Raw genomic sequence first — 24263 nt, 5'->3', positions numbered from 1 at the left:
AGCGCCCAACAAGCCTTCGACGCGTGGCGCCAGGTGTACAACCACGAGCGGCCGCATCAGGCGCTGGACATGGCCACGCCGATTTCGCGCTATCGACCCAGCCCGCGAGCGTATCCGGAGCGCATGCCGCCGATTGAATACGGGGACGCAGACGCGGTGGTTCGGGTCGGGCTCAACGGCGAGGTGCGTTTCCAGTCGCGACGCTTCAAAGTCTCAAGCGCGCTGGCGAACCTGACGATCGCCCTGCGGGCGTGTCCGAACACCGACGGCTGCTATGACGTGTACTTCCTTCATCATCGAATCGATACGGTCGACTTGAAAGAGCGCAGCAGAAGCAGTTGAATGTGTTACCTATGTCCTGACACACCTGTTACCATGTCTCCGGTTTATACACTGCTGCAAAGAAAGTAACCAAAGAAAGCAGCTTTCTTTTGGCCCAAAGCATTGAACGTGTGGTCACTCCGCAGAAAGACATTGGCACTCAGCTTGAAACAGCCTTGATTCACCTTCCACGCCCACTGAACACTCACGTCCTCCGAGCCCCTTGGCTCGTCAAAACCATCTAGATGCTTCGCACAACTGATAATAACTTCAATGGATGGCCACAGCCACAGCCGTAGCCGTAGCCGTTGCCGTAGCCGTAGCCGTTGCCGTTGCCGTTGCCGTTGCCGTTGCCGTATCGTGTCGCAGTCGTAGCGCAGTCGCAACCTTTTGTGGTCGTTGGGCTTGCGCGGTTTGTCGCGGCTCGAATACGTGGCAGAGGCGTCGTTTCGAGATGGTTTTGACGAGCCAAGGGGCTCGGCGGACGTGGCACTCAGCGGGCGTGGAGGGTGATTCAAGGTTGTTTCAAGCTGAGTGCCAATGCTTTTCTGCGGAGTGACCACGCTCTTGCTGCTGCGGGCCAAGAAAAGCTGCTTTCTTTGGTCACTTTCTTTGCAGCGGCAAAGAAAGTGACCCCCGCCCCGGGCAGGGGCAACGCCAATAAACCGACGCGAATACAAGTTCCTCGACAAAAAAGAGCGGCAAGAGCAAAGAGCAAAGAACAAAAAGCCAAAACCCTCAAATCAACTCAACTTCCTTCCAATTAGCATTGGAGAAAAAACGGCTAAGCTCCCGTGTGAGCTCATTGAGCGCCCCCATCTCCTGGGGAGAAATCTTGTGCACATGCTGCCCCACGGTCCAGTCGCCATAAACCAGCGCGACAGTCGAATCGTTCGACTTCACGGGCAGCAGCACGAAAGCTTGCGCTTCGCCGAGCGTCTCCTTGTACCAGCGCGGCAAACGCGCGTCGATCCGCGGATCGTGGGCATTCTCGATGAAGATGCCGACAGGATTGGTAATCGCGAGATGGAACACATCGGGCCGGAACTCGGCGCTGAAGCAAAGCGAGGAAAGCATCGGCTCGATGCCCGCGCCCATGCCGAGACGCGCCTGAAATTCATTCTTGGCCTGGCGCACGAAGACGACCGTGCGCGAAAGGCCGAGCCCTGCGAGCACCGCCTCCGACGCCAGCGCGAGCACCGGTGAGAGCGCGTTCTTCGACGGCAGCGAGCGCAAGTCGGCGAGACTCGCGCCGATGCGCGCCTCCGCCGATACGCTCGCCCGCGCCATGGCGTCCGCGTTCGCCTGCAATTCGACGATCTCGCGCATCACGCCGTCGCCGCTATCCTCGCTCGCGAGCGCAAGGCTCATCGACGCAAGCGTTTCCGCGTCCGCATTGAGCGCGCCGCTGTAGCGCTCGGCGATATCGACGAGCATCGATTCGCGTCCGCCCGCCGCGACGTTCTGCGCGGTGAGCGCATCGGCGACTTCGGTCGAATAGTTGGTGACGGCCTGCAGCCAGCGTACGTGCTTCGGCACGGTCTCATCCGGCGGCGCGGTCGGGTCGCTCGCGCGCATGCCGGCGCGAATCGTTTCCGGCAGACGCCAGCGGTCCGCCGCCTCGATGCCGATCTCTTCGAACGTCACGCCGAGCAGCGCGGCGCACGCGCTGCTGTCGCTGATCTTCTCGGTGGCCGCCTTGCGGCGCAGTTGATCCCACTCGTGTTCGAGATAGAACGCGACGAGCAGCTTGCCGATCTGCCGCATCAGCGTGCAGACCACCGCTTCTTCCGCTGAACGGAGGTCGATGCGCTCGGTCACTTGCCGCGCGACCGTGCCCGAAAGCAGCGTGCGGTTGAGTTCGAGCTTGGCGTCGATGCGGCGCGGCGCGCTCTGATGAAAGTGGTCGACGAGCTTGAGTCCGACGACGAGATGGCCGACCGCGTCCATGCCGAGCACCATCAGCGCCCGCGTGACGGTCGTGATGTTGCCGCCGAAAGCCATGTACATCGCGGAATTGGCGAGCCGCAGCACCTTCTGCGTGAGCCCGAAGTCCGACAGCACGACTTGCACGAGCGCAGTGAAGTCGAGGTCGTCATCGCTCATCGCGGACACGGTCGTGCGCAGCGCCTGCGAAAGCATCGGGAAGTCCCCGCGCTCGCTCATGCGCCCCCACAACTTGTCCAGTAGTTCGGCCTTGGTGCGTGCCATGCGTAAAAAAACCTGTTGTTGCGCAACGGCTAACCCGAAGCGGCTCTGCCCGATCCATTCATTCAGCGGCCAGCCCCGGAAGATACACGGATTCAGGGCGTTAAGGCGCGCTCTTCGATTAGAACACGAACATTCGTACGCTCATATTGTCTCGTGCAGCACGAGCGAACTCGATTGGAACGAACGCGCGAGTTCGTCCGACGGCATGGCTTGACTGATCAGCCAGCCCTGGATGTGGTCGCAGCCCATTTCGGCGAGCAAGTCCCGCTGCGCCTCGGTCTCGACGCCTTCCGCGACGAGTTCCAGTCCGAGCGACTGCGCGAGCCCGACCACCGCGCTCACGATCGCGCGGTTGTTGCGCGACGTAATCAGGTTGTCGACAAAGCTGCGGTCGATCTTGAGCTTCGCGAGCGGAAACCGTTGCAAATAGGCGAGGCTCGAATAGCCGGTGCCGAAGTCGTCCACGGCGAAGCGGATGCCGAGCGCGCGCAGCGCTTCGAGCAGGCGCGTCGCTTCTTCCGGGTCCTGCATCAGCAGGCTTTCGGTGATCTCGAACACGAGCCGCTTGGCATCGATGCCCGTGAGCGCGATGGCTTCCTTCACCGCGGCGAGGAAGCGCTTGTCGCGGAACTGCCGCGGCGACACGTTGACCGACACGTAATCGAGCCGGATGCCGATGGCGTCCCACTGCACGAGCTGCATGCACGCCGCCTTCAGCACCCAGTTGCCGAGATAGTTGATGAGGCCGATGGACTCCGCGAGCGGAATGAAGGTCGACGGCGGCACGAGCCCATGCACCGGATGATGCCAGCGCATCAGCGCTTCCACGCCGACGACCGCGCCCGTGCGGATCTTCGTGATCGGCTGGAAAAAGAGCGAGAACTCGCCGTTGCGCACGGCCTCGTAGAGGTCCGCTTCGAGCTTCAGGCGTTCCGCGTCGGCGGGATCGTCGTCGAGCGTATGGACGACGAGCGTGTTGCCGCCCGCGGCCTTCGCCTGCGCGAGCGCGAGGTCGGCCATGCGCAGCAGGCTCGCCTGCACGCCGGGTTTCGCCGTCGCGCCGTCTTTTACTGCGTGGTCCGGATACAACGCCACGCCGATGCTTGCCGACAAATGCGTGTGCTGTCCGCGATACCGGTACGGCTGCGCGATGGCGGTCAAGAGCCGCCGCGCGAGATTCTCGGCGGCTTCGGCGGTCGCGCCCGCGGGCAGCAGCAGGGCGAACTCGTCGCCGGCCACGCGCGCCACGCGCTCGCCGTGCGTGGCCGTGTGCTGAATGCGGCGCGCGGTTTCGCGCAGCATGTCGTCGCCGGCCTCGGAGCCGAGCGCGCGGTTGATGCGCTGATAGTCGTCGATATCCAGCAGGACGAGCGCCGTATGCGTGCGCGTGCGTTCCGCTTCCGCCTGCATCGCGACGACCGCCGCCTGAAGCGCGGTCGCGTTTTCGAGGCCGGTGAGCGGATCGTGATGCAGCGCGTGCGTGAGCGACGCTTCGCGTTCGCGCCAGCGCGACACGTCGAACGCGGCGAGCGCGAAGCCGGGCGTGCCTTGTGAGGCGGTCGCCAGAAGCCGCAGCTCGACGCAGATCGGGTAAGTGAGCGACTTCACGAGATTGAGCGTCGCGCATTCGAGCTGGCCGCTTGCGCGCGCGCGGGCGACGAGCGCGTCCAGTTCGCCCGCTTCCTCGGACGGCACGAGATCGTGCAGCGTCAGCATGCTCAGGTAGTCGTGGTGATAGCCGATGAAGTCGATGCTCGCGTGCGACACGTACTGAAAGCGCAGCGCGTCGTCCACCTGCGCGAGAAAGTCGACCGCGCCGAGCGTGGCTTCGAGCGCGGCGGCGGGCTTGCCCGCGATGCCCGCGCTTTGAGCCGGGGACAAGGCGGAGGCAGAGGCGGACGTGGACGTGGACGTGGGCGACCCAGCGTCGCGCGCGTGCGGATCGCAGTCGTCTCGCGCGGCGGGTCTCCATGCGCGGCACAGCACATCGAGCGCGATGCGCCAGGGTGCGCGGCGGGAGACGGAAGTCCGGTTCGCTTGCATGGTCATTTAGGTTCTCGCGGCGGCGCGCAGCCGATGGTCGACGCAGAGGCTGATCGTCGGATGCTTCGGCGGCGCGCGAATACCGCTTCGAGCGGCTCGGCGTACGGCGCGCCGGCACGACGCGCGGCACGCTCTATCACGCGAGTTATCGGCGGTTCAGCGAAATTCTTTAACCGCATGCCGCAGCCACGCGGGACGCCGCCGGCAATCGGGGAAAACGCCCGGCGCGGCCGTCGCGCGCTTGGCGTAAACATGGGCGCAAGGCGATTTTCGGTTACAGTGCGCGTTTCCGGCGGAAACGCCCCGGCCCCGGTCGCCATGCGGCGGGCGTTCCGCGTCACGGTCGCCCGATTGGGGAATTTGTCGCACACGTTACGCTTCATGATCGATTGCCTTTCATCGCCGGCCCGAGCAGGTCGTTGCGGCTTCGAGACCGCTCACGTGCCGGCGTCGGCGCAAACCTTTGCGTCCGCACTCGTAGTCCTGCCTGACGGATTCGTCGCTCTCATTCGGTTCCCGTCATGCCCGATTGTTCGCTGAAACTGCGCGCCCGACGCGAGCCGAGCGTCTATGTCGGACGCCAGCCGATTCTCGACGGCGCGGGCGCGCTCGCCGCCTACGAGCTCCTCTTCCGCGACGGACCCGAGAACCGCGCCCGCGTCGATGACGACGTGCAGGCGACCGCGCATGTCGTCGCGCGCACGGTCGGCGAGATCGGCGTGCCGGCCGTGCTCGGCCTGCATCCCGGCTACGTGAACATGAGCCGCGAACTGATCTTCGACGACGTCGTGCATCTCATGCAGCCCGAGCGATTCGTGCTCGAGTTGCTGGAGAACATCGAGTTCGACGACGCGCTCTTCAAGCGATGCGCGCAGTTGCGCCGCGACGGCTTTCGCTTCGCGCTCGACGACGTGACGCGCCTCGACGACGCATTGCTCGCCGCGCTGCCATCGGTCGATATCGTCAAGGTGGACCTGCTCGCGGCCGAGCGCTCGCAGTTGCGCGAACTGACGGCGCTCGTGAAGAAGCACGGCAAGCTGCTCGTCGCGGAAAAGGTCGAGACGCACGAGGATTTCGCAGAGGCGCGCGAACTCGGCTTCGATCTCTTTCAGGGCTACTTCTTCGCGCGGCCGCAAGTGCTGTCGGCGCGGCGCGCGAGCCCGGCGCGCGGCACGCTCCTGCGGCTCTTGTCCGTGCTCGGCAGCGATCCCGGCCTGCGCGAGCTCGAAGTGGAACTGAAGCGCAATCCGGATATCGTGCTGCAACTCATGCGCCTCGCCAATTCGAGCGCCCATGCGCGCGGACGCAACGTGTCGTCGCTGAAGGAAGCGATGGCCGCCGCCGGCACGCGTCAGTTGATGCGCTGGACGCAACTGCTGCTGTACGCGGACGGCAGCGGCCTGCCGTGGCGCTCGGATCCGCTCCTGCAACTCGTCGGCACGCGGGCGCGCTTCATGGAACTGGCGGCGAATGCGCTGCGTCCATCGGATGAGGCGTTCTCGGATGCCGCGTTCATGACCGGCATCTTTTCGCTCGTGCATGTGGTGGTGGATCTGCAGCCGGCCGAAATTGTCGATAAGCTGCATCTGGCCGCCGATATCCGCTCGGCCATTCTCGCGGGCGAGGGCGAACTCGGCGCGCTGCTCGGCATCGCGCGGGCGACCGAGCGCGGCGATATCGGAGCGATCGACGCGCGCCGGCTCGCCGATCCGGCGCTCGACGCGCTGACGCCCGCGCTTCTGGCTTCGCTTCAGGTCGAAGCGGCCGCGTGGTTCAGCGAACAGCGGCTCGACTGAACGCGGCACCAACCCGATCACGGAGAGACATCCGCATGAAAAGAAGAACGAAGATGGCAGGCGTGGCGCTTTCGGGCTTGATCGCGTGCGCGGTCGCGGCGTATCCGTTGATGGCGCGCGCCACGCTCAAGCCGGGCGATGCTGCGCCGCCGTTCGTCACGCAGGCGTCGCTCGGCGGCAACGTCTTCGACTACTCGCTCGCGGACGCGCTGAAGAAAGGCCCCGTCGTGCTGTACTTCTATCCGGCCGCGTTCACGAAGGGCTGCACGATCGAGGCGCACGAGTTCGCCGAAGCGGTCGATCAATACAAGGCGCAGGGCGCGACGGTGATCGGCGTGTCGCACGACGATATCGGCACGTTGCAGCGTTTTTCAGTGAGCGAATGCCGCGGCAAGTTCCCGGTCGCGGCCGACACCGACGCGAAGATCATCGGCGCGTACGATGCCGCATTGCCGTTCAAGAGCTCGATGGCCAACCGCGTGTCGTACGTGATCGCGCCGGACGGCAAGGTCATCTACGAGTACACGAGCCTGTCGCCGGATCAGCATGTCGCGAACACGCTGCAGGCGCTGCGCGAGTGGAACGCGAAGCACAAGGCACAGTAGTGGCGGCCGCTTCGTTCGCTCGCAAAGGGTAGCCGTCATGCCGATCGTTCTCGCGCTCATCGCGCTCGCTGCGCTGATCTACGGCGCGGTGTGGTCCTTCGACGCGCTGGATGCGCGCTTCGGGCTGGGCGTGGCCGTCGGCGTCGCGGTGGTCGTGGCGGCGGCGGTCGCGGCGGGCATCGCGTACTGGCTCGCGCGGCGTCGCGAGATCGCGACGAATCTGCCGCGCGTGAAGGGCGACGCCACCAACTGGACGCACGAACTGAAGCGCGACTGGGGCGGCGTGCGGCTCGCCGCGGGCAAGCGCCTGCTCGACGTGCGCGTAGGCGAGGCGACCGGCCACTACATCTTCGCGGACCTGCGCGACGCGCAGCTCGCTCACGACGACGCGCGCGGCGAGTGGCACGTCATTCTCGACGTCGCCGACAAGGCTCACGGCCAATGGCGTCTGCCGATGACCGACCGCGCAGAAGCCCGCAAGTGGGCGCGCATTCTCTCGCTCGCGGTCGCGCAAAAGCTCTGACGCGCGATGCCGCTGTCATTCCACGTGATAGCCGATGTCGCTGCGCACCTTGCCGCGAAACACCCAGTACGACCAGGTCACGTAGATCATCAGCACCGGCAGCAGGAACAGCGTTCCGATCAGGAAGAACTGATGCGTGATCGGCGCGGCCGACGCGTCCCATAGCGTCACGGAAGGCGGCGCGATAAACGGCCACAGGCTGATGACGAGCCCCGTGAACGCGAGAAAGAAAAGGCCCATCGAGCAGACGAAGGGCAGCACTTCGCGGCCTTTTGCGAGACTCGACCAGAGCTTCCACGCGAGAAAGGCCGTGAGCAACGGCACCGGCGCGAACGCGAAGGCCATCGGAAAGCCGAACCAGCGCGCCGCGATGCGCGCGTCTTTCAGCGGCGTCCACAAGCTGATGAGCAGAATGAACGCGAGCACGCCGATGAGCGCGAAGCGCGCCATCTTGCGGCCCCACGCTTGCAAGTCGCCTTCGGTCTTGAGCACGAGCCATGTCGAGCCTTGCAGCGCATAGCCGAATATCAGGCCGACGCCGACCAAAAGCGGAAACGGCGCGAGCCAGTCCCAGCTCGTTCCCGAGTATTGCCGGCCGACGATCGGAAAGCCCTGAATGAACATGCCGAGCACGATGCCTTGCGAGAACGTGGCGAGCAGCGACCCGTACGCGAACGCGCGATCCCACAGCCACTTGCGCGCGTCGACCACTTCGCGGAATTCGAACGCCACGCCGCGAAAGATCAGCCCGAGCAGCATGAAGAGAATCGGGAAATAGACGGCCGGCACGATGATCGCGTAGGCGAGCGGAAACACGGCGAACAGCCCGCCGCCGCCGAGCACGAGCCACGTTTCGTTGAAGTCCCACACGGGTGCGACGGAGTTGATCATCAAGTTGCGCTCGTCGTGGTCGCGGCGCAGCAAAAAGAGCATGCCGACGCCGAGATCGAAGCCGTCGAGCAGCACGTACATGAACACGGCCAGCGCGAGAATGGCGGCCCACAGCGGCACGAGATCGAGCATCGCGTTCTCCGGTTGTCAGACGATGAGCTAGTTGGGCCGGCGCGGCGGCACGATGTCGTCGCTCGGCGCGACGTCCGCCGTCTGACGCGAAGTCTCGCCGCCCGACGACACCGCCGAAAGCGGCCGCGCCGCGCGCGTCTTCGGCTGAAGCAGTTCGTTCTCGTGGCCTTGCGTGGCTTTGGACGGACCGATGCGCACCAGACGCCGCAAGAGGATGTATCCCGAGCCGAAGATCACGGCGTACGCGAGCACGTAGAGCAGCCATGAGAGCCCGACATCGCCGGTGGTGAGCGAGGGCGTCACCGAATCGCGCGTGCGCAGGACGCCGTACACGGTCCACGGCTGCCGGCCGGCTTCGGTCGTCGTCCACCCCGCGAGCACGGCGATAAACCCGAGCGGCGTCGCGAACGATGCCGCGCGCAGCCATCGCCTGCTGCGTTCGAGCTTGCCGCGCGCGAAGAGCACGATGCCCGACAGCACGATCGCGAGCATCAGCATCGCGATCCCGACCATGATGTGGAACGCGAAGAACACGACCGCGACAGGCGGGCGGTCCTCGCGCGGAAAGTCCTTGAGCCCGCGCACGTAGCCGTTCGGATCGTGCGTCAGATAGATGCTGCCGAGCACCGGCACCGAAATCTCGAAGTGATTGCGCTCTTCGTCCTGATCGGGAATGGAGAACAGATTGGCCGGCACGCGCGAGCCGGAGTCCCACAGCGCTTCCATCGCGGCGAGCTTGGCCGGCTGGTGCTTGAGCGTGTTGAGGCCGTGGGCGTCGCCGAGCACCATCTGCACGGGCACCATGATGATCAGGAAGATCAGCGACATCTTGAGCATCACGCGGCTTTCCTCGATCGCGCGGCCCTGACGCATGTACATGGCGCCGACGCCGAGAATCACGAAGGCGGTGGTGACGAGAAACGCGCTCACCGTGTGGCTCAGCCGGAACGGAAACGACGGCGAGAAGATCACGTCGAAGAAGCTGACCACTTCGAAGCGGCCGTCGGGCATGAGGCGGTAGCCTTGCGGCGTCTGCATCCAGCTATTGACGGCGAGAATCCAAAACGACGAGATGAGCGTGCCGAGCGCGACGAACAGCGCGGACATCACGTGCGCCCACTGCGGCACGAGCTTGCGGCCGAACAGCAGCACGCCGAGAAACGCCGATTCCAGAAAGAACGCGGTCAGCACTTCGTAGCCCATCAGCGGGCCGACGACGTTCGCGGTGCGGTCGGCGTAGCGGCTCCAGTTGGTGCCGAACTGGAACGGCATCACGATGCCCGACACCACGCCCATGCCGAACGACACCGCGAAGATCTTGAGCCAGAACGCCGACAGCCGCCGGTAGACATCGCGCTTGGTGATCCACCAGTTGACTTCCAGTGTGGCGATGAAACAGGCGAGTCCGACGGTGAAAGCCGGCAGCAAGATATGAAACGCGATGACCCACGCAAATTGAAAGCGCGAGAGCAGAACCGGGTCGATATGCATGAACGCTCCTTGGCGATTCTTGCAACGTTTGCGTCGAACGATGCGAAAGTGCGCGCGTCGTCCTTGGTCGTCCTTTAATACACCGTTTGCCGGGGCGGGACACGCGGCGCGCATGACCCCGACTTGCTACAATTCGGGCCTCGCGCTCATCAGCTAACCGCGTGCCGGACGACCAGACGCGCATCGACTCATTGGGGACGGCCCCATTTTCATGGGAGTGACCCGATGTCCTGGATTCTTCTCTTCATTGCCGGTCTGCTGGAAGTCGCGTGGGCGGCGGGGCTCAAGTCGTCCGACGGCTTCACGAAGCTCGGGCCGTCCGTTTTCACGCTCGTGACGGCCATCGGCAGCTTCGTGCTGCTCGCGCTCGCCATGCGCCAGTTGCCGCTCGGCACCGCTTATGCGGTGTGGACCGGCATCGGCGCGGTCGGCGCGTTCGTGTTCGGCATCGTGTTCATGGGCGAGGCGGTGTCGGCGGCGCGCATCGTGAGCGCGGTGCTCATCATCGCGGGCTTGATCGGACTCAAGCTCACGTCGGGGCACTGAAAGGCGCGGGAACGGCAATCGCTTGACCGCTCCCGCACCACGCGCTCACCCCGGGCTTTTTGCGTGGATATAATGATCTGAAGTCAGTCTGACGGGCGCCTCGCGTGCGGTTGCGGTTTTCGCGGCGGGAGGCTGGCGGTTCCATCTTACGCGCGCCCGCGTCGCGGCATCTGTCGGTCACGCTCCGAACCAGCGGAAGCGGGCCGATCGTTTCAGCCGGTACAGCATCGAGCCGTGGCCTTAAGCGCGCGGCTGGCGCAACAAGGAGGCGGCAATGCTGGAATCACTTTCGCTCGCTGCGGGCCTTTCATGGGCGAGCGGGCTGCGCCTGTACCTCACGGTCTTCGTCGCCGGCCTGTTCGCCCGCATGGGCGTCATTCATCTGCCCGACACGCTCGCCGTGCTCGCTTCGCCGTGGGTGATCGGCGCGGCGGCGTTCCTCGCGTTCGTCGAATTTCTCGCCGACAAGATCCCCGCGCTGGATTCCCTGTGGGACGCCATTCATACGTTCATTCGAATTCCGGCGGGCGCCGTGCTCGCGGCGGGCTCGCTCGGCCACGCAGATCCGACCTTGCTCACCGTCGCCGCGCTCGCGGGCGGCACGCTCGCCGGGGCGTCGCACTTCGCGAAGGCGGGCACGCGCGCGCTCATCAATCTTTCGCCGGAGCCGGTGTCGAACTGGGCGGCATCCGCCACCGAAGATGTCGGCGCGACGCTCGGCCTCGTGCTCGCGTTCTTCGTGCCGCTGCTGTTCCTCGTCATGCTGATCGCGTTTCTGGTGGTGGCCGGCTGGGCGCTGCCGCGTCTCGTGCGCGGCGTGCACGGCGGCGTGTCGCGCATGGCCAAGCACATGCTGCCGGGCACGCATAACCCGATCAGCCGACTGCGGAGCAAGCACGATTGAGCACCGCGGCCAACGACAAACCGGCGGCCAAGGCGTCGCAAGGACCGCACGCAGCGCACCACACGCATCCCAGCGCCCGACTCGACTTCCTCCAGACCGTGCGCCAGTCGTGGCGCATGACCGCGCGCGACTGGCGCGCGGGCGAACTCACGATGCTGTTGCTCGCGCTCGTGCTGGCCGTCGCCGCGTTGTCGAGCGTCGGTTTTCTCGCGGATCGCATGCGGCAGGGGCTTGCCCGCGACGCCCGCCAGATGATCGCCGCCGATTTCGTCGTGCGCGCCGATCACCCCGTCGATCCGATGTTCGCTCAAGAAGCGCGCGCGCTCGGGCTGGAAACCGCAGGCACGACCATTTTCCCGAGCATGGTCAGCTCGGGCGGGCAGACGCCGCTTTCGCGGCTCGCGGCGATCAAGGGCGTGACGCCGGGCTATCCGTTGCGCGGCGCGCTGCGCATCGCGCCGGGCCCCGATGCTCCTGACTCGCCCGCCCAAGGCATTCCCGCGCCCGGCACCGTCTGGGTCGATCCGGCGCTGCTCGACGCGCTCATGACGAAAGTCGGCGGCGCGGTGAAGGTCGGCACGCGCACCTTCACGGTGGCGGCGGTCATCACGCGGGAAATGGACCGCGGCTTCTCGTTCGTGAACTTCTCGCCGCGTCTCATGATGCGCGCCGATGAAATCGCGGAAACCGGGCTAGTCGGCTACGGCAGCCGCGTGACGTACCGGCTGCTCGTGGCCGGGCCGGACGCGCAGGTCGAGCGGTTCGCGCAGTTCGCGCGCGGCAAGACCGACGGCGGCAAGCTGCGCGGCGTCGCGCTCGAATCGCTGTCGGACGGCCAGCCGCAAGTGCGGCAGACCATCGACCGCGCGAGCCACTTTCTCACGCTCGTTTCGCTCCTGACGGCATTGCTCGCTGCGGTCGCCATCGCGATGGCCGCGCACCGCTTCGCGCGACGCCATCTCGACGGCTGCGCCGCGATGCGCTGCCTCGGCGTCAGCCAGCGGACGCTGCGCGCGCTCTTCATCAACGAATTCCTGGCGATCGGCGTGATCGGCAGCGTGGCGGGCATCGTGCTCGGGTTCATCGGGCATCTGGTGCTGCTGCATGCGCTCGGCTCGCTCGTCGATGTCGAGTTGCCGCAGGCGAGCGTCTGGCCCGCGTTGCAAGGCATCGCGATGGGCCTCGTGCTGCTGCTCGGCTTTGCGCTGCCGCCGCTTTTGCCGCTCACGCGCGTGCCGCCGGTCCACGTGATCCGCCGCGAACTGGGCGATGCCAGCCGTATCGCGTATGCGGCATATGGCGTCGGCGTGGTGCTGTTCGCGGCGCTGCTCGTGATCGCGGCGGGCGAGCTGAAGCTCGGCGTGATCGTCGCGGGCGGGTTCGCGGCGGGGCTGCTGCTTTTCGGCGTCATCGCGCGCGCGGCGCTGTGGGCGGCGGCGCGCTTCGTGCGGCGCGAAAGGAGCCGCGCGGGCGTCGGCTGGCGCTATGCGCTCGCGTCGCTGGAGCGGCGCAGCGGCGCGAGCGCGCTGCAGATCACGGCGCTCGGCATCGGGCTGATGTGTCTCTTGCTGATCGGCATGACGCGCAACGATCTCATCAAGGGATGGCGCGACGCCACGCCGCCGGATGCGCCCAATGAGTTCCTGATCGACATCCAACCGGACCAGCGCGAGGGCGTGCTCGCCTATCTGCACGGCCACGGCCAGCCCGACGCCGTGCTCTCGCCGATGGTGCGCGCGCGCCTCGTCGCGATCAACGGCAAAGCGGTGAATCCGGACAGCTACGACAAGCCGGACGCGAAGCGGCTGGTGGACCGCGAGTTCAACCTCTCCTACACGACCGCGCTGCCCGACGACAATCGCGTGACGCAGGGCGCGTGGTACGGCACGAGTGCGAAGCCGCAGGTGTCGATGGAAGAGGGCATCGCGAAGACGATCCGCATGAAGATGGGCGACATGCTGCGTTTCGACGTGGCGGGACTGCCGGTGGAAGCGCCCGTCACGAGTCTGCGCAAGGTGGACTGGAATTCGTTCAAGGTAAACTTCTTCGTGCTGATGCCGCCTGAGGCGCTCGCTGATCTGCCCGCGACGTTCATCACGAGCTTTTATCTGCCCGCGAACGATCAACGCATGATCGACGGCCTGATCGCCGCGTACCCGAATGTCACGGCCATCGACACCGCGCCGATTCTCGCGCAGATTCAGCGCACGCTCGCGCAGGTGATCGGCGCGGTGCAGTTCCTCTTTATCTTCACGCTCGCGGCGGGCGTGCTCGTGCTGTACGCGGCGCTCGCCGGCACGCGCGACGAGCGCATGCGCGAGTCGGCGTTGTTGCGCGCGCTCGGCGCGTCGCACCGGCAAGTGCGCTCGGTGCAGGTCGCGGAGTTCGTCGCGGTCGGCGCGCTGTCGGGCCTCATGGCCGCGCTCGGCGCGCAGGGCATCGGCTACGTGCTCGCCTCGCGCGTGTTCGAGTTTCATATCGATTTCAATCCGTGGCTCGTGCCGGCGGGCGTCGTCGCGGGCATCGCGTGCGCGGGGCTCGGCGGCTGGCTCAGCCTGCGGCGCGTGCTGGCGCGCCCGGCGCTGCAATCGCTGCGGGACGCATAGTTTTCAGTCAAAGCAAAGCAATGAGCGAAGTGAATCAACCGGCTTCCGAAGACGAAGCGACGAATCAACAACCAGCGCCGACCGCGTTCGAACTCATCGGCGGCGAGGAGCGCGTGCGCGCGCTCGTCGACCGTTTCTACGATTTGATGGACCTGGAGCCCGAGTTCGCGGGCATTCGCGCGCTGCATCCGCCGACGCTCGACAATTCGCGCGACAAGACCTTCTGGTTCCTGTGCGGCTGGATGGGGGGGCCGGATCACTACATCAGCCGCTTCGGGCATCCGCGGCTGCGGGCGCGGCATCTGCCGTTCGCCATCGCGTCGAGCGAGCGCGATCAATGGCTGCGCTGCATGGCCTGGGCGATGGAGGACATCGGCCTCGCCGAGCCGCTGCGCGAGCGCCTGCTCACGTCGTTCTTCGATACCGCCGACTGGATGCGCAACCGTCCCGGCTGATTCGCCCCGTTGTGTACCGGGCGAGGCCGCGCCGGTTTGCTGCATCATCTGCGATCAACCAAGGCTTTCGAGGACACGAAGTCATGACTACACGCGCGCTCTTTCGCGAGGACGCTTATCAAAGACACTGCGATGCGACCGTCACCGCCATCGACGAAGCGGGCATCCATCTGGACCAGACCGTGTTCTATCCGCTCGGCGGCGGGCAGGCGGGCGATGCCGGAACGCTGACGCTCGCGGACGGCACGGTCATCGCCATCGCGGATACGCGCAAGGCCAAGTTCGAAGGCGCGACTCCCGACGATGCCGTGCACGTGCCCGCGCCCGGTCAGGAAGACGCGCTCGCGAAGCTCAAGGTGGGCGACACCGTGAGCGCGGAAATCGACTGGGAGCGGCGGTACCGGCATATGCGGCTGCACACCGCGAGCCACCTGATCTGCGCGGTGCTGCCGTATCCGGTCGATGGTTGCAGCATCACGACCGATTACGCGCGGCTCGATCTCGCGACCGTCGAGCCGATCGAGCGCGAAGCGGTGGAAGCGAAGCTGCGCGAACTCGTCGGCGGTTCGCACGACGTGCGCACCGAATGGATCACCGACGACGAAATGTCCGCGCGCCCCGAGCTCGTCCGCACGATGAGCGTGAAGCCGCCGATGGGCCTCGGCCGCGTGCGGCTGCTGCGCATCGAGAACGTGGACTTGCAGCCGTGCGGCGGCACGCATGTGCGTAATACCGGCGAAATCGGCATGCTGCGCATCGCCAAGCTGGAAAAGAAGAGCGCGCGCACGCGGCGGCTCGTGCTGGAACTGGCTTGACGGTCGTGACCGGCTTGACCGGCTTGACCGGCGACCGGCGCGCGCAGGACGTCCTCGATGTCTGGTTCGGCGCGCCGGGCTCGCCGGAATTCGGCACCGAGCGCAGGCAGTGGTGGATCAAGAAGCGCGCGTTCGACGCCATGCTGACCGAACGCTTCGGCGCTCTGCTCGACGAAGCGCAGGCGGGCGGCCTGGAAGCGTGGGAACGCGAGCCGCTTTCTGCGCTCGCGCTGATCGTGGTCCTAGATCAGTTCTCGCGCAATTGTTATCGCCACACGCCGCGCGCCTTCGCCGGCGACGCGCGGGCGCTCGCGGTCGCGAAGAAGCTGGTCGGGCAGGGCGACGACTTGCGGATGCCGAGCGCCTGTCATCGCGCGTTCGTATACACGCCGTTCGAGCACGACGAAACGCTCGCCAGCCAGCGCGAATCCGTGCGCCTTTTCGCGAAACTGCGCGACGACACGGGCGTCGCCAGCTTCTACGACTCCGCGTTGAGACACGCGGAAGTCATCGAACGATTCGGGCGCTTTCCGCATCGGAACAGGATACTCGGACGCGAGACGCTGCCCGACGAAGAAGCGTGGCTCGCCCAGCACGGCGGTTTCTAGAACTCCGTCGATAGTCACGCGCCGCGCGCCGACTTATTTTCATCGCTTTGCTTTTGCGGGAACGCGATGAAAGACTTCAGCAAGATGACACTGGTTTCCGTGACGGGGCTGCCCGACGCGACGCGCGCCGTCTATGCGCTCACGCTGAGCCTGCGCCAGATGCCCGGCGCGCGTGCCGTGCTGTGCAGTCCGCAGGCGCCCCTGAGTCTGCCGCCCGGCATCGAGCATCGCAAGATCGCGCCGCTCGATTATCAGGAATACTCGTGGTTCATGATGTACGCGCTGTGGCGCGTCGTGGAGACCGAGTTCGCGCTGATCGTCCAGGATGACGGCTGGGTGCTCGACACCGCGAACTGGACCGACGATTTCCTCGACTACGATTACGTCGGCCCGATGGCGCACGTCGGTCGTATCGATACAAACGAAGGCACGCGCTGGGTCACACACTACGCGTGGAGCGCCGAACTCGGCAAGCCCGGGCAGACGGTGATGCCGGTGATCAACGGCGGCTTTTGCTTGCGCAGCCGGCGCATGATGCGCGCGCTCATCGACCATCCCGAGATCCGGATGACGATTCCCGCGCCCGACAAGATCGGCGGCGATCCGCTCAAGGTGGAATGGACGAACTGCGCGCTGAACGAGGACGTGCAACTCACGTGCGTGCTGCGGCCCGAACTGGAAGCCGTCGGCCTGCGGTTCGCGCCGGTCGAGATGTGTCTGCGCTTCGGGATCGAACACGCCGGGGCGGCGCATCGCGATGTCGACATGATGTCGCTCTTCGGGCAGCACTGCAAATGGCGGCGGCTCATCGGCATCGATCCGCCGGTCATTCAGTATCGGACCAAGCGCAGCATCGCCGAGCGCGCGTTCCGGGAAATGGATATCGCGCGCATGCTCGAAGCGCGCGGCTATGAACTTCGCTTCGCGCCCGAAGACCTGTAATGCTCAGGGCGCAAACTCAGCGTCCGCCCGTCACGTCCAGAATCGCGCCGGTCACGTAGGACGACGCATCCGAAAGCAGCCAGACGATCGACTCTCCGACCTCGTCCGCCGTGCCAGGGCGTCCGAGCGGCGTGTGCACGCCGAGCACGTGCGCGCGGTCCGGCTTGCCGCCGCTCGCGTGGATCTCGGTTTCGATGAGGCCGGGGCGAATGGCGTTGACGCGCACGCCTTCCGGGCCGAGCTCCTTGGAGAGCCCGATGGTCATCGCGTCGATCGCGCCTTTGGAGCCCGCATAGTCCACGTATTCGTTCGGCGACCCGAGCCGCGCCGCCGCCGACGACACGTTCACGAGCGAGCCGCCGCGGCCGCCGCGCGAGCGCGACAGACGCCGCGCCGCCTCGCGCGCGCACAGATACGCGCCGAGCACGTTGGTGTCGAAGATGCGCTTGAGCCGCTCGATGTCCATGTCGGCCAACGGCGCGCCCGGCGCGACGATGCCCGCGTTGTTCACCACGCCGTCGAGCGTGCCGAAGGCTTTTTCGGTGGCGTCGAACATGGCGATGATCGCCGCTTCGTCGCGCACGTCGCCGGCTATCGCGATGGCCTTGCCGCCCGCCGCGCGCACCGCCGCGACGGTTTCTTCGGCGGCCTGCGCGTTCGACGCGTAGTTCACGCCGACCGACCAGCCGCGCGCGCCCGCGAGAATGGCAGCCGACCGGCCGATGCCGCGGCTCGCGCCGGTGATCAGGATGACTTTGGACATCGCTCGATTCTCCTCAGACTGCGTTGCGTTTCTCTGACCACTTGTCGTTCGCGGGCGGGGTGTAGGCCGTGAGCTTCGCGATCATCTCGTTCGGCTCGGCGGCCACCTGAATCATGTCCAGATACGGCTTGCGCATGAAGCCTTCGTCGATGGTATGACGCAGCATCGACAGAAGCGGCTCGAAATAGCCGTTCACGTCCAATAGGCCGACGGGCTTCTGGTGATAGCCGAGTTGCGCCCACGTGTACACCTCGAAGAACTCTTCGTACGTGCCGACGCCGCCGGGCATCGCGACGAAGGCATCGGCGAGATCGGCCATCTTCTTCTTGCGCTCGTGCATGTCGGGGACGACGTGCAGTTCCGTGAGATCCGTATGGCCGACTTCCTTCGCGAGCAGCAGTTCGGGAATCACGCCGACCGCGCGTCCGCCGGCGGCGAGCACTTCATCGGCGATCAGGCCCATCAGCCCGACGCGGCCGCCGCCATACACGAGCGACAAGTTGGCCTCGACGAGCGCGCGGCCGAACGCGCGCGCGGCTTCTGCATAGACGGGGCGGGCTCCGGGAGCGGAGCCGCAATACACACACACTGCCTTCATTATTGGGAATCCTTCGGTGTTTCGTTCTTCGATGCGCTGGCGGCATCGTCGCGCGGCGGCAGGAAGTCCGCATATTCGCGCTTGGGCATCTTACCGGACACCAGATCGTCGAAAAGCTGGCGCGAGCGGCCGCGCAGATACGGCGCCATGATCGAGATGATGTGCACGCTCACCTGATGCAGCTCCGCGCGAATCGCTTCCTGATCGTTGTACTTGCGCGGGTTCATCACGTACTGATACGAGAGCCAGTAGGTCGCGATCACGCCGATATTCGTCGCGATGACCTCGATCTCGGCGGGCGTCGCGACCATTTCCTGATCGGCGACGAGCGCCTCGCATAGTTGCTGCGCGAAGCGCACCTTGTGCGTGATGATCTGCTTGAAGTGCGTCTCCAGCGTGCGGTTGCGCGCGAGAAGGTCGTTCAGGTCGCGGTAGAGAAAGCGATACGTCCAGAGAAAATCGGCCATGTACTGCAGATAGGACCACATCTCGTCGATGGTCGGCCGGTGATCGTCCGGAAAGCGCAGGCGCTTTTGAATCTGCTGCTCGAACTGCGCGAAGATGCTGTTGATGATGTCGTCTTTGTTGCGGAAATGGTAGTACAGATTGCCTGGACTGATTTCCATCTCCTCGGCGATCGTCGTCGTGGTGACGTTGGGCTCGCCGATATCGTTGAACAACTTCAGCGACAGCTCGAGAATCCGTTCGCGGGTACGGCGGGGAGGTTTCGCTTCCATGTCGTCCGACCTTGGCATCCGGTTGCGGCGGCCTCGTGCAAGCATGCCCGCGTCCGGTTCCGTTGCTATTTTTGAGAATATCGGACGATTATAAACCGCTCGTTCTCCGTTCCGGACGTGGTCTCGCAGAGCCGCGACGACTTTACGAGATACCGCGCGCTCAAGCCAAAAGACGCCCGAGCCACGCGGCCGCAGCGGGCGCGTGCGGCCACAGAATCATGGCCCACGTGAGCACGCACACCCCGAGCGCGACCATCACGGCGGCGCTGCCGAAGTCCTTCGCGCGCTTGGACAGTTCATGGCGTTCGAGCGAGATGCGGTCGATCGCCGCCTCGACGCTCGAATTCAACAGCTCGACGATCAGCACCAGCAGCACGGAGCCGATCAGAGCGGCTCGCTCGACCGGCGCCACCGGCACGAGAAGGCTGCACGGCAACAGGATGGCGGCGAGCGTCAGTTCCTGCCGGAAGGCGCTTTCCTCGCGAATCGCGATGCGAAAACCTGCGATCGAGTTCTTCATCGCGTGCCAGGCGCGCGTGAAGCCGCGATTGCCCTTGTACGGATTGAAGGGCAGGTCGTCGGTGCCGAGCGGTTCGGTCGCCTGAGCGTGCGAATCGAGCGAATCGAGCGAATCGACGCCGGCGTCGGTTTCGTCGTCGAACGGGTCCATGATGCGGCCTGCCGCCGCGCGGGCGTTCGCTTCGGCGCGTTCCTCCGCCAACGGGCGACGCGTCATGCGGGCGCCCGGTCGGCGCGCGGCGCGCGCGGCTCGAACTGCCGCAAATGCGACGCGAACTGCTCGGACGCCGCGCGCCACGAGAAGCGTTCGGCCCAGGCGCGCGCGTCGGCCCGGTCGATCTTCAGCGCCTTAAGGCACGCCTCGCGCAGGTCGTCGTTGAGCGCGCCGGGTCCGTGTTCGCCGAGCACGTCGATCGGACCCGTGACCGGGTACGCCGCGATGGGCGTGCCGCAAGCCATCGCTTCCAGCAGCACGAGGCCGAACGTATCGGTGCGGCTCGGGAACACGAAGACATCGGCGGCGGCGTACACCTTCGCGAGTTCCGGCTGCGACAGCACGCCGAGATAGTTCACGTTCGTGTAGCGCGATTTCAGCTCGGCGAGCGCCGGGCCTTCGCCCGCAACCCACTTCGAGCCGGGCAGGTCGAGCTTCAGGAACGCTTCGACGTTCTTTTCGATCGCCACGCGCCCGACGTACAGAAAGATCGGCCGCGCGGTGTTGAGCACCTTCGAGTCCATCGGATGGAAGATGTCGAGATCGACGCCGCGCGTCCACAGCACGACGTTCGTGAATCCATAGGCCTCCAGGTCTTTCTTGACCACGGGCGTCGGCGCCATCACCGCCTGCGACGGTCCGTGGAACCAGCGAAGAAAGCGATACGTCATCGCGAGCGGAATGCCGAAGCGCGCCTTCACGTATTCGGGAAACCGCGTGTGATAGGCGGTCGTGTACGGCAGCTTATGACGCAGCGCGTACGCGCGGGCGGCGAGGCCGAGCGGGCCTTCCGTCGCGATGTGCAGCGCATCCGGATCGAACGCGTCGATGCGCTCGGCGACATGACGGCCCGGCATCAGCGAGAGGCGAATCTCGGGATAGGTCGGGCAGGGAATCGTCCTGAATTCGAGCGGCGTGAGCATGTCCACGCGATGCCCGAGCGCCGTCAGCTCCTTGCTCGTGTTCTTGAGTGTGCGCACGACGCCGTTGACTTGCGGCTCCCATGCATCGGTCACGATCATGATCTTCATTGCGGTTCCTCGTGTGGCCTGATGGATGCGTTCACACCGTCGTGCGGGCTTTCGCGGCCGGATGTCCGGGCGCGCGCATGACAGTCCAGTAGACGACCTTCAGTTCGCCGTCGTAGGTCTCGACGAGCGCGGAGAGACTCTCTACCCAGTCGCCGTCGTTGCAATACAGGATGCCGTCGATATCGCGAATCTCGGCCTTGTGGATGTGCCCGCACACGACGCCGTCGCAGCCGCGGCGGCGCGCTTCATCGGTCATCACGCGCTCGAACTGCGAGATGAAATTGACCGCGTTCTTGACCTGATGCTTCAGGTACTGCGAGAGCGACCAGTAATTGAAGCCGAGCTTCGTGCGCACGCGATTGAACCATCGGTTGAGCAGCAAGATCGCGGTGTACGCGGTGTCGCCGAGATAGGCGAGCCATTTGGCGTGCTGAATGACGCCGTCGAAGAGATCGCCGTGAACGATCCACAGGCGCTTGCCCGCGAGCGTCGTGTGAAACGCCTCGCCGCGCACGTGAATGTCGCCGAACGCGAGATCGCAGAACTGGCGCGCGGCTTCGTCGTGATTGCCGGGGATATAGACGACCTGCGTGCCCTTGCGCGCCTTGCGCAGGATTTTCTGCACGACGTCGTTGTGCGCCTGCGGCCAGAACCAGCCTTTGCGAAGCTGCCATCCGTCGATGATGTCGCCGACGAGATACAGGTAGTCCGATTCGTGATGCCGCAGGAAGTCGAGCAGATACGCGGCCTGACAGCCGCCGGAGCCTAGGTGGATATCCGAGAGCCAGATCGTGCGATAACGATGCGTTCCGTCGGTCGATTCGTTATCCGCGATGGGAGCAGCGGCTCCAGGCGACGCGGGCGACTCAGACACGAGCGCCGACGGATCGACGCGCAAGCCGGAACTGCGAAAACGGTAAGCGGTGGAGGGGTCGAATGCCGGCGTGACTGTCGGGTGGAGGGCCATTGGCTCGCGCATCGAGTTTTGGTATGCGCATTACGCCGTGCGGCCGTGACCGAGCCGTGACAGTCACGAGAAGTTCGTATTACACGGGGGCGGGCAGGGGGATGACTTACGCGGCGACGATGCGCGTGCCGGCGAGGCGGTCGTGCAGGAACTGGCGGGACGGATCGAGCCAGACGGCTGCCGCCCACAGCGCGATCCAGACGGCGAGCACGATCAGCGTCTGCGGCACCGCCAGCGAAAGCAGCGGGTGCAGCGCGAGCGGCGGCAGGAACCATAGCCACGCGAGCACATAGCGCGCTAGCGCCCGGCCGACGGTGAGCGGCTCGCCGCGCGCATCGACGACTTTCAGGCGCCAGGTTTTCATCGGCAGCGTCTGGCCGCCGTGCGTCCAGAACCACACGAAATACGCCGCTAGCACCAGGCCGATCCACGACATCAGCCAGTCGTGATGCGTGAGGCCGTTGCGCTGCTGCGTGAGCGTGCTGAAGAGATATCCGGCGATGAACACCACGCCGAACAGGATGACGCCTTCGTAGACCATCGTGGAGAGCCGCCGGCGCAGGCTGGGCGCGCGAAGCGGCGGGATGGTCGCGGTGGCGGAGACGCTCATCGCGCGATCAGGAACCGTTGTACATCGAAGGCGCCTGCTGCGGCGAAACGGGAATCGGCGTGGCCGGGACGATGCTCGCGGCGTTCGGCACGGCGGGCTGCAACGGCGTGCCCGATGCCGGCGCGCCCGCGCCCGGCCCGGCTTCCGCATGCGAAGCCGCGTGGCCCTGCTCGCGCGCCGCCACCAGTCGGTTGATGTCCTTCACTTCGGCTTTGCCGGTCGGCGGCGCGCTCACCACGGTCGGGCGGCGGCCGCGCTCGCTTGCGGCGAGCTTTTTCTTTTGTTCTTCCGAGAGCTTCTGATACGCGTCCCAGGCCTTCTCGCGCTTGTCGGGCGGCACGAGCTTCGACACCTGGTAGTTTTCCCGCGCGACCTTGCGCTGGTCGGGCGTCATGCGCACCCATTCCTCCATGCGCTGCTGCAGCCGCTTTTGTGCGTCCGGCGACATGCGGTGATAGCGCGATGCGATCTTGAGCCACTTCTGCTTGCGCTCGTCGCTGAAGGAATCCCACTGGGTGGCGAAAGGCGCGAGCGCGACGCGCTGTGCCTCCGTCAAACGGCTCCACGAAAGCGGGTTGTCCGATGAAAGCGCGGCGAGCGGCGAGAGCGACCCGTCCGCGCCCGCGCTCGCGCCGTTGGGCGCGGCGGCGGACACGGACGCCGTGGCGGAGGACGAATAGAAGCGCGGGTAAGTAGCGGCGAACGCGACCAGACCCGCAATCGCGCAGCCGAAGACAATCGCGAGACCGCGCTTGTAACTCACCCGAATTTCCCCCGCTCGGTTTGATGCTTAGTGATTGCGCGTCAGATACGCGTTGAAGCCGTGATCGAGATAAGCGTCGAGCGGCAGGCTGTCGCTCATCATGGCCGCGTCGATGTCGGCGAGCTCGGCCTTGCGCTGCTGATCTTCCCAATACGCGATGCCCGCGAGCGCCACGGCGAGCGCGAACACCGGGCCCGCCAGCCCGAAGCCGCCCAAGCGCGCGAAGAGGCTCTTGCGACCGCGTGCGTCGCCGGAACCGCCGGCCGAGAGCGTGGCCCCCGAGCCGGCCAGAACCGGCGCGAACACGGGCGCGGCGGCGGCGACGGCCACTTTCTCGGGCTTCTTGCGCGCGATAGCGGCGCGGCGCGCCTCAGCGAGCCGATCCATCGCGGCGGCCGGAATGGCCGACGTGCTTTCGTCGAGCGCGCGCACGACCTTCAGCGCGAACTCGTTTTCCTTCGTTTCAAGAGCGGAACTCATAGCGTGATCCCTTTGGCTTTCAGGGCTTGCGCGAGAGCGTGCGTGGCGCGTGAACAATGCGTCTTCACGCTGCCCTCGGAGCAGCCCATCGCGGCGGCCGTCTCTGCGACATCCATATCTTCCCAGTAACGCATGAGAAAAGCTTCTCGTTGACGCGCCGGCAATTTCTGGATTTCCGCGTCGATCAGGTTGAGCACCTGCTCGCGTTCCAGCCGGCTCTCGCTGCTTTCGCTGCCGGTCGCGCCGTCCTCGGATTCGAAGGTTTCGAGCGGGTCGAACTCGTCGTCGTCGGCGCTGCCGAACGAGGAGAACAGGCTGATCCAGGTATTGCGAACCTTCTGGCGGCGAAAGTAGTCGTGCGTCGCATTCTGGAGGATACGCTGGAACAAAAGAGGAAGCTCGGCCGACGGCTTGTCGCCGTATTTTTCCGCGAGCTTGATCATGGCGTCCTGGACGATGTCGAGCGCCGCGTCGTCGTCGCGGACGGTGTACACGGTCTGCTTGAACGCGCGTCTTTCGACGCCCGCCAGAAAATCGGCGAGTTCCTTGTCTGATGCCATCCGTTGGGGACCCGGCGCAACGAATTTGCGTCGAAAGAGATTGTGGAGTTCCAGGAAAACCTGCGGATGCTAGCAAATTTTCGCTGTCGCGGGAGGATCGGGAAACGATTTGTTGCGCCGTATTGCGTGCTC

At 65.6% G+C, this 24263-nt stretch carries 24 protein-coding genes and 1 pseudogene; 11 read left to right on the top strand and 14 right to left on the bottom strand.

Translation table 11 applies throughout. The features are described from left to right. Positions 1-342 (top strand): integrase core domain-containing protein (locus NCR34_RS09350; RefSeq protein WP_250499676.1); only part of this gene is annotated, 342 nt, incomplete at its 5' end. Between the two features lie 717 nt (positions 343-1059). Here the strand turns inward: NCR34_RS09350 and NCR34_RS09345 are convergent. Further along, positions 1060-2532, bottom strand: coding sequence for an HDOD domain-containing protein (locus tag NCR34_RS09345; protein WP_250499675.1), 1473 nt, complete (start codon positions 2530-2532; stop codon positions 1060-1062). Positions 2533-2673: 141 nt separating this feature from the next. Further along, positions 2674-4575, bottom strand: coding sequence for a putative bifunctional diguanylate cyclase/phosphodiesterase (locus NCR34_RS09340; protein ID WP_250499685.1), 1902 nt, complete (start codon positions 4573-4575; stop codon positions 2674-2676). Between the two features lie 521 nt (positions 4576-5096). Between NCR34_RS09340 and NCR34_RS09335 the strand changes: the two genes are divergently transcribed. The 3 genes from NCR34_RS09335 to NCR34_RS09325 are packed head-to-tail and all read left to right on the top strand — an operon-like array spanning position 5097 to position 7499. Next, positions 5097-6371 carry an EAL and HDOD domain-containing protein gene (locus NCR34_RS09335; protein ID WP_250499674.1) on the top strand — a complete coding sequence of 425 codons (1275 nt, stop codon included), beginning with the start codon at positions 5097-5099 and terminating at the stop codon, positions 6369-6371. A 35-nt stretch (positions 6372-6406) separates the two neighbouring features. Beyond that, a complete protein-coding gene (locus NCR34_RS09330; protein ID WP_250499673.1) occupies positions 6407-6976 on the top strand; it encodes a peroxiredoxin in 570 nt (189 codons plus the stop codon). Positions 6977-7013: 37 nt separating this feature from the next. Next, positions 7014-7499, top strand: coding sequence for a hypothetical protein (locus NCR34_RS09325; RefSeq protein WP_250499672.1), 486 nt, complete (start codon positions 7014-7016; stop codon positions 7497-7499). A gap of 15 nt (positions 7500-7514) precedes the next feature. Here NCR34_RS09325 and cydB read toward each other — a convergent pair whose 3' ends face one another. Both cydB and NCR34_RS09315 read right to left on the bottom strand, forming a co-directional pair. Then, positions 7515-8522 carry a cytochrome d ubiquinol oxidase subunit II gene (cydB, locus tag NCR34_RS09320; RefSeq protein ID WP_250499671.1) on the bottom strand — a complete coding sequence of 336 codons (1008 nt, stop codon included), beginning with the start codon at positions 8520-8522 and terminating at the stop codon, positions 7515-7517. Positions 8523-8549: 27 nt separating this feature from the next. Continuing rightward, complete coding sequence (locus NCR34_RS09315) at positions 8550-10013, bottom strand: cytochrome ubiquinol oxidase subunit I (protein WP_250499670.1); 1464 nt, start codon at positions 10011-10013, stop codon at positions 8550-8552. 225 nt (positions 10014-10238) lie between these two features. On the opposite strand from NCR34_RS09315, the gene sugE reads away from it, so the two are divergent. From sugE to NCR34_RS09280, 7 genes are all read left to right on the top strand, one after another. Then, positions 10239-10559 (top strand): quaternary ammonium compound efflux SMR transporter SugE, encoded by a 321-nt coding sequence (gene sugE / locus NCR34_RS09310; RefSeq protein ID WP_206466633.1) that lies wholly within the window; start codon positions 10239-10241, stop codon positions 10557-10559. Positions 10560-10833: 274 nt separating this feature from the next. Next, a complete protein-coding gene (locus NCR34_RS09305; RefSeq protein ID WP_175944272.1) occupies positions 10834-11463 on the top strand; it encodes a DUF4126 domain-containing protein in 630 nt (209 codons plus the stop codon). Continuing rightward, a complete protein-coding gene (locus NCR34_RS09300; protein ID WP_502800065.1) occupies positions 11460-14069 on the top strand; it encodes an ABC transporter permease in 2610 nt (869 codons plus the stop codon). Before NCR34_RS09305 ends, NCR34_RS09300 begins: the two co-directional genes overlap by 4 nt. Before the next feature lie 20 nt (positions 14070-14089). Then, positions 14090-14524: a group II truncated hemoglobin gene (locus tag NCR34_RS09295; protein ID WP_250472641.1), complete on the top strand. Its 435-nt coding sequence runs from the start codon at positions 14090-14092 to the stop codon at positions 14522-14524. Positions 14525-14607: 83 nt separating this feature from the next. Beyond that, positions 14608-15339: an alanyl-tRNA editing protein gene (locus tag NCR34_RS09290; RefSeq protein WP_250499669.1), complete on the top strand. Its 732-nt coding sequence runs from the start codon at positions 14608-14610 to the stop codon at positions 15337-15339. Then, entirely contained in the window at positions 15336-15947 is a 612-nt protein-coding gene (locus NCR34_RS09285; protein WP_250499668.1) for a DUF924 family protein, read from the top strand. Before NCR34_RS09290 ends, NCR34_RS09285 begins: the two co-directional genes overlap by 4 nt. A gap of 84 nt (positions 15948-16031) precedes the next feature. Then, entirely contained in the window at positions 16032-16889 is an 858-nt protein-coding gene (locus tag NCR34_RS09280) for a DUF5672 family protein (protein WP_250499667.1), read from the top strand. Positions 16890-16905: 16 nt separating this feature from the next. Here the strand turns inward: NCR34_RS09280 and NCR34_RS09275 are convergent, their stop codons facing one another. The 10 genes and pseudogenes from NCR34_RS09275 to NCR34_RS09230 all read right to left on the bottom strand — a co-directional run bounded on the left by NCR34_RS09275 (position 16906) and on the right by NCR34_RS09230 (position 24131). Further along, positions 16906-17652, bottom strand: a complete 747-nt coding sequence (locus tag NCR34_RS09275) for an SDR family oxidoreductase (protein ID WP_250499666.1) — start codon at positions 17650-17652, stop codon at positions 16906-16908. 13 nt (positions 17653-17665) lie between these two features. After that, positions 17666-18250, bottom strand: coding sequence for an LOG family protein (locus NCR34_RS09270; protein ID WP_250499665.1), 585 nt, complete (start codon positions 18248-18250; stop codon positions 17666-17668). After that, a complete protein-coding gene (locus NCR34_RS09265; protein ID WP_250499664.1) occupies positions 18250-18987 on the bottom strand; it encodes a TetR/AcrR family transcriptional regulator in 738 nt (245 codons plus the stop codon). Before NCR34_RS09265 ends, NCR34_RS09270 begins: the two co-directional genes overlap by 1 nt. 160 nt (positions 18988-19147) lie before the next feature. After that, a complete protein-coding gene (locus tag NCR34_RS09260; protein WP_248320123.1) occupies positions 19148-19723 on the bottom strand; it encodes a diacylglycerol kinase in 576 nt (191 codons plus the stop codon). Continuing rightward, complete coding sequence (locus NCR34_RS09255; RefSeq protein WP_250499663.1) at positions 19720-20751, bottom strand: glycosyltransferase family 4 protein; 1032 nt, start codon at positions 20749-20751, stop codon at positions 19720-19722. The genes NCR34_RS09260 and NCR34_RS09255 overlap by 4 nt, the downstream gene beginning before the upstream one ends. A gap of 31 nt (positions 20752-20782) precedes the next feature. Continuing rightward, a pseudogene (locus NCR34_RS09250) lies at positions 20783-21616 on the bottom strand (UDP-2,3-diacylglucosamine diphosphatase); the annotation flags it as partial. Positions 21617-21824: 208 nt separating this feature from the next. Beyond that, positions 21825-22328 carry an RDD family protein gene (locus NCR34_RS09245; RefSeq protein ID WP_250499661.1) on the bottom strand — a complete coding sequence of 168 codons (504 nt, stop codon included), beginning with the start codon at positions 22326-22328 and terminating at the stop codon, positions 21825-21827. A 7-nt stretch (positions 22329-22335) separates the two neighbouring features. Next, positions 22336-23091, bottom strand: a complete 756-nt coding sequence (locus NCR34_RS09240) for a DUF3106 domain-containing protein (protein ID WP_250499660.1) — start codon at positions 23089-23091, stop codon at positions 22336-22338. Between the two features lie 27 nt (positions 23092-23118). After that, a complete protein-coding gene (locus NCR34_RS09235; RefSeq protein WP_250499659.1) occupies positions 23119-23571 on the bottom strand; it encodes a DUF3619 family protein in 453 nt (150 codons plus the stop codon). Continuing rightward, complete coding sequence (locus NCR34_RS09230) at positions 23568-24131, bottom strand: RNA polymerase sigma factor (RefSeq protein ID WP_175944243.1); 564 nt, start codon at positions 24129-24131, stop codon at positions 23568-23570. The genes NCR34_RS09235 and NCR34_RS09230 overlap by 4 nt, the downstream gene beginning before the upstream one ends. Positions 24132-24263 lie beyond the last annotated feature (132 nt).

The organism is Caballeronia sp. GAWG1-5s-s (genome assembly GCF_023631445.1).
In the GTDB taxonomy this organism is placed as follows: Bacteria; Pseudomonadota; Gammaproteobacteria; order Burkholderiales; family Burkholderiaceae; genus Caballeronia.
This window is presented reverse-complemented; position numbering and strand designations above follow the sequence as displayed.